Annotated in this window: 5 protein-coding genes and 2 pseudogenes; 2 read left to right on the top strand and 5 right to left on the bottom strand. The window is 74.2% G+C overall.

Annotation, left to right across the window (positions count from 1 at the left end):
• Window positions 1-787 (bottom strand): annotated as a pseudogene (locus QSK00_RS30195) (adenylate/guanylate cyclase domain-containing protein); the annotation flags it as partial.
• Between the two features lie 76 nt (window positions 788-863).
• On the opposite strand from QSK00_RS30195, the pseudogene QSK00_RS30190 reads away from it, so the two are divergent.
• Window positions 864-1,697, top strand: a pseudogene (locus tag QSK00_RS30190) (MEDS domain-containing protein); the annotation flags it as partial.
• Here QSK00_RS30190 and QSK00_RS30185 read toward each other — a convergent pair.
• Genes QSK00_RS30185 through QSK00_RS30175 form a run of 3 tightly spaced genes read right to left on the bottom strand, consistent with a single transcriptional unit; the run spans window position 1,667 to window position 4,343 of the window.
• On the bottom strand, window positions 1,667-2,581 hold the full coding sequence (locus tag QSK00_RS30185) for a metal ABC transporter permease (RefSeq protein WP_285597222.1): 915 nt from the start codon (window positions 2,579-2,581) through the stop codon (window positions 1,667-1,669). The pseudogene QSK00_RS30190 and the gene QSK00_RS30185 overlap by 31 nt on opposite strands.
• Complete coding sequence (locus tag QSK00_RS30180) at window positions 2,578-3,387, bottom strand: metal ABC transporter ATP-binding protein (protein ID WP_285597220.1); 810 nt, start codon at window positions 3,385-3,387, stop codon at window positions 2,578-2,580. Before QSK00_RS30180 ends, QSK00_RS30185 begins: the two co-directional genes overlap by 4 nt.
• An 11-nt stretch (window positions 3,388-3,398) precedes the next feature.
• Complete coding sequence (locus QSK00_RS30175) at window positions 3,399-4,343, bottom strand: metal ABC transporter solute-binding protein, Zn/Mn family (protein WP_285597218.1); 945 nt, start codon at window positions 4,341-4,343, stop codon at window positions 3,399-3,401.
• 178 nt (window positions 4,344-4,521) lie between these two features.
• On the opposite strand from QSK00_RS30175, the gene QSK00_RS30170 reads away from it, so the two are divergent.
• Window positions 4,522-5,613 (top strand): LacI family DNA-binding transcriptional regulator, encoded by a 1,092-nt coding sequence (locus tag QSK00_RS30170; protein ID WP_285597217.1) that lies wholly within the window; start codon window positions 4,522-4,524, stop codon window positions 5,611-5,613.
• Window positions 5,614-5,948: 335 nt separating this feature from the next.
• Here the strand turns inward: QSK00_RS30170 and QSK00_RS30165 are convergent, their stop codons facing one another.
• The gene (locus QSK00_RS30165; RefSeq protein WP_285597215.1) at window positions 5,949-7,391 is read right to left on the bottom strand and encodes a threonine/serine exporter family protein; all 1,443 of its coding nucleotides are present in this window, start codon (window positions 7,389-7,391) and stop codon (window positions 5,949-5,951) included.
• Window positions 7,392-7,473 lie beyond the last annotated feature (82 nt).

The raw sequence follows: 7,473 nt of genomic DNA, 5'->3' as shown, positions 1-7,473 counted from the left end.
CGACCTTCTTCAGGGCCCGGCGGACCGCGAGGACGGGGGCGGCGGTGGACAGGGCGGTCAGGGTGATCACCGCCCCGCCCAGGATCAGCGCCACCCCACCGAGCACCACCACCACGATCGCGAGGCGCTGCAGGGTGTAGCCCCCGATCGTCAACGCGGCGACCCCGGCCAGCAGCACCCCGAGCAACGGCGTGGCGGTGCCGAACACCCAGCCGCCCAGCGTCCGCATCAGCACGCCCGGCAGCACCGAGCCCGACGGCGGCCGCTCGGTGAGCACCTGCCGCGCCGCCCCGCGCAGCACGACCTCCACGAGCCGGTAGGTGATCGACACGGTCGCGATGCCGCCCAGCACCACGGTCGCGCCCACCTGGAAGCCGATGCGCCCGGAGGAGAACACGTTGAGCAGTACGAACAGCGCGGCCGCGACGGCCCACAGCACGGCCTGCACGAGCGCGAGGCGCAGCGGCCCGCGCAGCACCACGCGGCGCAGGCGCAGGAAGTGCCGCTCGCGGGCCTCGTCGTCGGCGTCGTCGGGCAGGGCCGGGACCCGCATCCGGCGGTGGCCCCACCACGCCCCGACGAGTACGGCCACGAGCAGGTAGGGCCCGAACACGACGAGGTTGCGGGTCAGCGCGTTCGGGTCGGAGGAGAGCGTCTCGGTGGGCAGCACCCAGGCGGCCAGCACGAGCACCACGCCGGCCCCGATGATGTTCGGGACGACGACGTTGATCACGAGCGCGAGGCGCGTGAACACGCTCAGCCCCGGTACCGCTCGACCCTCGCTCATGCGCGGACCCTAGCGACCGCCTCCGACAACGCTCGGCCGAACGGTCTCCCCGTCGGGTGATCGCTACCATGCGGGCATGCCGGTGCCCGACCTCGTGCACCGCGGGATCGCCTACACCGACTCCGCGGCGCTCGGCGCGGCCCTCGCCCCGCCGGTGGGGGAGGCGCTCGCCGACGGCCGGTCGGTCGTCGTGGCCCTCGAGGACGCCACGACGGGAGCGCTGCGCGACGCCCTGGGCCCCGACGCGGAGGCCATCCGGTTCCTCGACGTGACCCGCCCGGCGCGCACCGACGCCTTCCAGCTCGCGGCCAGGATCGCCACGTTCGCGGCCCACTCCGCCCGGGCCGGCACCGCGAGCATGCTCATCACCCAGCACCAGCCCACGCTGGGCCGCTCGGACGCCTACTGGCTCCGCCTCGAGGCGGCCGTGGACGCGGCGCTGCAGGGGCTGCCCGCCACCCTCTGGTGCCTCTACCGCACGGGCGCGCCGGCCTACTCGCAGTGCCACAGCGAGGTCGGCCCGATGACCGGCCCGCACCCGAACACCGCCTACCGGACCCCGACCGACGTCGTGCGGGGCCTGCCCTCGCCCGCACCGGCCCCGGCGCCCGTGGACGCGCGGAGCTGGCACTTCGACGGGGCGGGCCTCGGGAACCTGCGCCGCGAGCTCGCCGTCGTGGTCGGCGAGTCGGGACTCGACGACGACGCGGGCGAGGACCTCGTCTACGCGTGCAGCGAGGTGGCGACGAACGCCGTCGAGCACGGCGGGGGGAACGGCACGGTCTGGGCGTGGACCGCGGACGACGAGGTGGTCTGCCAGGTCGCCGGGGCGGGCCGGATCACCGACCCGTTCCCCGGCGTGGTGCCGCCGCCGGTGGATCAGGACCGCGGGCGCGGCCTCTGGCTGGCCAGGGCGCTCTGCGACGAGGTCGACGTCGCCTCGGACGCGGACGGGACCACGGTGCGGCTGGCGCGGCGCCTGGTGCGCGCCGAGCCGACCACCCGGCAGACCAGGTAGATCACGAACGCGATCCCCGCGACGAACGGGCTGATCGGCAGCCCCGGAGCCAGCGACAGCACGATCCCGCCGAGCACGGCGACCTCGGCGAACACGACGGCCAGCACGGTCGCGACCAGGGGCGAGGCCGTCACGCGCGCCGCGGCGGCCGCGGGCGTGATGAGCAGCGAGAGCACCAGCAGCGCCCCGACGATCTGGACCCCGAGCGCCGTCGTCGCACCGAGCAGCACCGCGAACGCGATCGAGAGCAGCCGGACGGGGACGCCGCGCGCGGCGGCCATCGTCGGGTCCAGCGAGGCGAAGAGCAGCGGCCGGTAGGTCACGGCCAGCACGCCCACGACGACGAGGCCGGTGACGGCCAGCGAGACGAGGTCGCCGGTGTCGATGCCGACGATCTGCCCGACGAGCAGGCCGAACTTGTTCGCCGACCGCCCGGTGTACAGCGACTGGAACAGCACGCCGAGGCCCAGCCCGAACGAGAGCAGGACGCCGATCACGGAGTCGCGCTCGTGCGCGGCCAACCCGAGCGCGCCGAAGACCAGCGCCACGAGGACCGCGCCGACCAGCGCGCCCCACCCGACCGCGCCTGCGCCGAACAGCAGCAGCGCCCCAGCGCCCCCGGCGAACGACAGCTCGGAGGTGCCGTGCACCGCGAACGCCATCCCACGGCCCACGACCAGCGGCCCGAGCAGCCCGGCCAGCAGCGCGAGCACGCCGCCGGCGATGAGGGCGTCGCGGACGAAGTCGAGCTGCAGGAGCTCGAGGGTGGTGGTCATCGGACGCCCGCCTCGACCGGCTCCTCGTGGTGCAGCGGCGACTCCTCGGCGCCGACGACGAGGATGCGGTCGCGCACGCGCACGACCTCCACCTCCGTGCGGTAGAGCTCGGAGAGGTTCTCCGAGGTCATGACCTCGTCGGGCGTCCCGATCCGGAACTCCCCCTCGACCAGGTAGAGGATCCGGTCGACGACGGGCAGCACCGGGTTGAGCTCGTGGGTCACGAACACCACGGCCGTGTCGTGCTCCCGGCGCCGCCGGTCGACGAGGTCGACGACCATGCGCTGGCGGGCCAGGTCGAGCGAGAGCAGCGGCTCGTCGGCCAGCAGCAACGACGGATCGCCGACCAGCGCCTGCGCCACGCGCAGCCGCTGCTGCTCCCCGCCGGAGAGCGACCCGACCGGCGCGTCGGAGTACTCCAGCGCGTCGACCTGCGCGAGCGCCTCCGCCACCCGTTCCCGACGACGGGTCCTGCCGCCGAGGCCGGGGCCCCACCGGTGGCCGTCGAGGCCCAGGCCGACGAGGTCGCGCCCGCGCAGGGGCGTCAGCGGGTCGAGGGCCCGCTGCTGGGGGACGTACCCGACCGTCGGGTTGCCGCGCCGCGGCGGCGACCCGTGGATCGCGACGGAGCCTGCCGAGAGGTCGAGCAGCCCCAGCAGGACCTGCAGCAGCGTCGTCTTCCCCGAGCCGTTGGGCCCGAGCACGGCGATGAACTCGCCGGGCGCGACCTGCAGGTCGAGGCCGGACCACAGGGTGCGGGGACCGCGGCGCAGTTCGGCACCGGACAGCTCGACGGCCGGATCCATGAGAAAGCCTCCTAGGCGGGAGCGCCGACGGCCCGGGCGAGGGCCGTGCGCGTGGAGTCCACCCACTGCAGGTAGTCGGTGACGCCGGCGGGCAGCGTCTCGGTGACCTCGACGACCGGGACCTGGGCGGCGTTGGCGGTGTCGCGCAGGCCCGCGACGACCGGGGTCTCCGTCTGCGGATTGAACACCAGCGCGGTGACCTGCTTCGCGGTCAGGGCGTTCCGCACCTCGACGAGGGACGCGGCGGACGGGTCGGTCTCGTTCTCGATGGCCTCGACGAAGTCCTGCGGCGTCACGTCGGCCACGCCCGCCGTCCGCAGCAGGTAGTGGGCGATCGGCTCGGTGGAGATGACCCGGGTGCCGGGCCGCGAGGCGCCGATGGCGGCGGTCTGCTGCGCGATCTGGTCGACGCGGGCGTCGAAGGCCTGGGCGCGCTGGGTCAGTCCGGCGGCCTCCGTCGGCTCGGCCTGCGCGAGGCGCTGCGCGATCTGGTTCGCGACGGCCTTGACGGTCGTGGGGTCGAACCACACGTGCTCGTTGTCGTCGGCCTTGTCGGGGCGCAGGTCGAACGCCGTGATCATCTTCGCCTTCGCGGCCGGGTCGGCGTCCGCGATCTTCTCGGCGAACTCGTCGTAGCCCCCGCCGTTGGCGATCGTGATGTCGCTGGAGGTGATCGCCGCGGCGTCGGCCGGGGTGGACTCGTAGGAGTGCGGGTCGCCCGCCGGGTCGCTGATGATCGCCTTGACGTCGGCGTCCGGGCCCGCCACGGCCTTCGCCACGGCCCCCCAGACGTTGGTGGTGGCGACCACGGTGAGGGTCCCGCCGGACGCGGCCGCCGACGACGAGGGAGCGGCGGACGGGGCGGCGGAGTTCCCGGAACTCCCGCAGCCCGCGACCAGCGCGAGGGCGGTCAGCGCGCCCCCGGCGGTGAGGACGGCACGGCGGACGACGGGCATGGGCACGACTCCTTCGGGACGCAAGCGGTTGCTGTCGCCCGGAAGGGCGAGAGGGCAAACGATAACCGTTGCCGTTATCAGTCGCGAGGTGCCCGCAGGTGGTGTCCGCGACACGAACGAGGTTCGCATTCGGTCGCGACCGGTGGCCCTAGATCGAAACAGTCGCTACGTTGCGCAGGTGGCAGAGGCACTCGAGGGGCGGAGGTCCACGCGGCGCACGGCGACGCTGGCCTCGTTGGCCGCAGAGCTCGGAGTGTCCCGGACGACGGTCTCGAACGCCTACAACCGGCCCGACCAGCTCTCCCCGGCGTTGCGACGTCGGGTTCTCGACACGGCCCGGCGGCTCGGCTACCCGGGACCGGACCCGGTGGCGCGCTCCCTGCGCACCCGCAAGGCCGGCGCGGTGGGGCTGCTCCTCACCGAGGCGCTGTCCTACGCGTTCCGCGACCCGGTCGCCATCCAGTTCCTGGAGGGCCTCGCGCTGGCCTGCGAGGACAACGGCTCCGGCCTGCTGCTCGTCCCGGTGAGCCCCGAGGCCGAGGACGTCGGCGCAGTGGCCCGGGCGGGCGTCGACGGGTTCGTCGTCTACTCCATGCCCGACGATGACGAGCACTTCGCCGCCGTCCTCGAACGCCCCGTCCCCGTCGTGGTGTGCGACCAGCCGACCGACGTCCCCGACGTCGACCGCGTCGGCATCGACGACCAGGCCGCGATGGTCGAGCTCGCCGAGCACCTCGCGGGGCTCGGGCACCGGCAGGTCGGGGTGCTGTGCATGCGCCTGTCGACCGACCGCAACGACGGGTTCGCCTCGGTCTCGCGGCAGGACCACGCCCGCTACGAGGTGCAGCGCCGGCGCCTCGCAGGCCTGCGCGACGGGTTCACCGCTGCCGGCGTCGACTGGGGAGGCGTCCCCGTCGTCGAACGCTTCGACCACACCGAGGCCGCGGGCGCGAACGCGTTCGACCAGCTGGTGGAGCGCCACCCGGACGTCACCGCCGTCGTGTGCACCTCGGACATCCTCGCCCTCGGTGCCCTGCGCGGCGCCCGGGCCGCGGGCCGCGACGTCCCGGGCGACCTGACGATCACCGGCTTCGACGGCGTCCCCGCCGCCGAGCGCGCCGGGCTCACGACCGTCCGCCAGCCCTCCCTCGACAAGGGCCGCGCCGCCGGGGAACTGCTCCTCGACCGCGGCGACCGGCAGCGCTCGCGCACCCTGCTGCTGCCAACCGAGCTGATGGTGCGCGCGACGTCGGGTCCGCCGGCGCGCTGAGCCCCCTCCGGGTGGCAGGAAAGCGTCGTTGCTGTCATCCAGCGGCAGGAACGCCGCATCGTGACGAGCGCGGCAGGCCACACAGCCGTTCCCGACGGCGGGTGCCGCCGTACCCGCCGTCGGGAACGGGGCGACCGGCTGTCAGCAAAGAAGATCCGCGGGCGAGCGCCGGTCCCGCGCTCGCTCCCCGGCGGAACGACGTCGGCGGGCGCCCCGACCGGTCGTCCGGAGACCTTGTCGCGGGGAATCCACTCGGGCGCCCCGCCCTGTCGTTGTGAATCAGAACGACAAGGCGGGGAGGGGTGTGTGGGAGGCCGCGACAAGGCAGGGAGGGGCTAGAAGATGCGCGGGCGGGCGCGTCGCGGGGCCGAGGGGTTGCGTCGCCGCCAGATCCGCGACACCGGCCAGCCGATCTGCTCGCCGAAGGACACGCCCGCGGCGATGCCCATGCTGACGGTGAGGGCCAGCAGGATCGTCACGGAGCCGGTGGCGAGGCTGCCGTTGCTGAGCTGGACGTTGTTCGAGGTCTCGCCGACGAGCGCGAGCTGCGAGAAGCCGCGGTAGAGCAGCAGACCGGGCAGCAGCGGCGTGATGCCGGCGATGACGAGGACCAGTGGCGGCATCTGCGCCCGCGCCGGCATGAGCATCGCGATGAGGCCGAGCAACCCGGCGGCGGCGGCGCTGGCGACGACCTGGCCCATGCCGAGGGTCCCGAACCCGTACGCGTAGAACCCCCACGCGACCGCCCCGGCGAGCCCTGCCACCGGCAGCGAGGGGAGTGGGGCGTAGGCGGAGAGCGCGAAGAGCACGCCGGCGGCCGCGGCCGCGACGAGGGACTTCACGTCGGGTTGCGGGGTCAGGTTGGAGAAGTCCTGGGCGAGGGAGAACACGGCGTCGCCGCCGATCTGCCCGATCACCTTGATGGACACCACGACGCCGACCAGCAGCCCGGCCGACGCCAGCACGACCTCCACGGCCCGGCCCGCCGCGGTCAACGGGAAGCCGGTGATGGCGTCCTGCACGAGCCCGACCAGCGAGAGCCCGGAGAGCAGCACGATGAGGCCGGTGGCGACGACGAGGCTGGGGGAGTCGAGCAGGAGGCCGGAGGAGGCGAGGAGGAGCGCGGTCGTCGTCACCAGTGCCCCGCCGAGGACCTGCTGGAAGAACATCGGCACGCCGTGGCGCCCGAGGTAGCGCGCGAGCCCCCAGACGACACCGGTCAGGACGAGGGCGGCGAGGGCCACGCCGAACCCGCCGCCGATGAGCACGGCGACGGCGCTCGCGAACACCGACCGGGAGAGCCCGGCGATCCAGCGCGGGTAGGGGTGGTTCGCCGCGACCGCCGCCGAGAGCCGGGTGAGCGCCTCGGACGACGACACCGGCGAGTCGGTGTCGACGATGTCCTTGATCAGCGCGTCGACGGTGGCGAGGCGGGTGTAGTCCTGGGTGCGGTAGCGGACGTTGCGCATCGTCGTCACCGGTCCGGCCTCGACGCCGCGGTGGCAGCACATCGTGATCGTCGAGAACGCGATGTCCACGTCGCAGGTCGGCAGGCCGTACGCGCCGGCGATGGCGAGCATCGTGTCGTGGGCGGCTGCCGCGCCGGCGCCGGTCGCGAGCTGGACCTCCCCGATGCGCAGCGCGAGGTCGAGCACGCGCAGCACCAAGGCGTCGTCGGCGACCTGCGGTCCGGTGACGGCGGGCAGGAGGTTCTCGCGCACGGTCGGCGCGTCGAGGGCCGCCCTCCGGCGGAGGTCCTCCGCGGTCGGGATCGGCACGTGACGACGGAGCGAGCCGCGCGCTCGCTGGGTCACCCCCACGGGCTGACTCTCCACTTCTTCGGGGTCCGGTTCGGCCGCA

It is taken from the genome of Actinomycetospora sp. NBRC 106378, assembly GCF_030269685.1.
GTDB lineage: Bacteria > Actinomycetota > Actinomycetes > Mycobacteriales > Pseudonocardiaceae > Actinomycetospora.
Note: the sequence above shows the minus strand (reverse complement) of the source record. Positions and strands in the feature narration are given on the sequence as shown.

Coding starts and splice junctions, on each gene's coding strand:
- QSK00_RS30175 (WP_285597218.1), bottom strand. CDS start 4,343: ATGCCCGTCGTCCGCCGTGCCGTCCTCACCGCCGGGGGCGCGCTGACC.
- QSK00_RS30180 (WP_285597220.1), bottom strand. CDS start 3,387: ATGGATCCGGCCGTCGAGCTGTCCGGTGCCGAACTGCGCCGCGGTCCC.
- QSK00_RS30185 (WP_285597222.1), bottom strand. CDS start 2,581: ATGACCACCACCCTCGAGCTCCTGCAGCTCGACTTCGTCCGCGACGCC.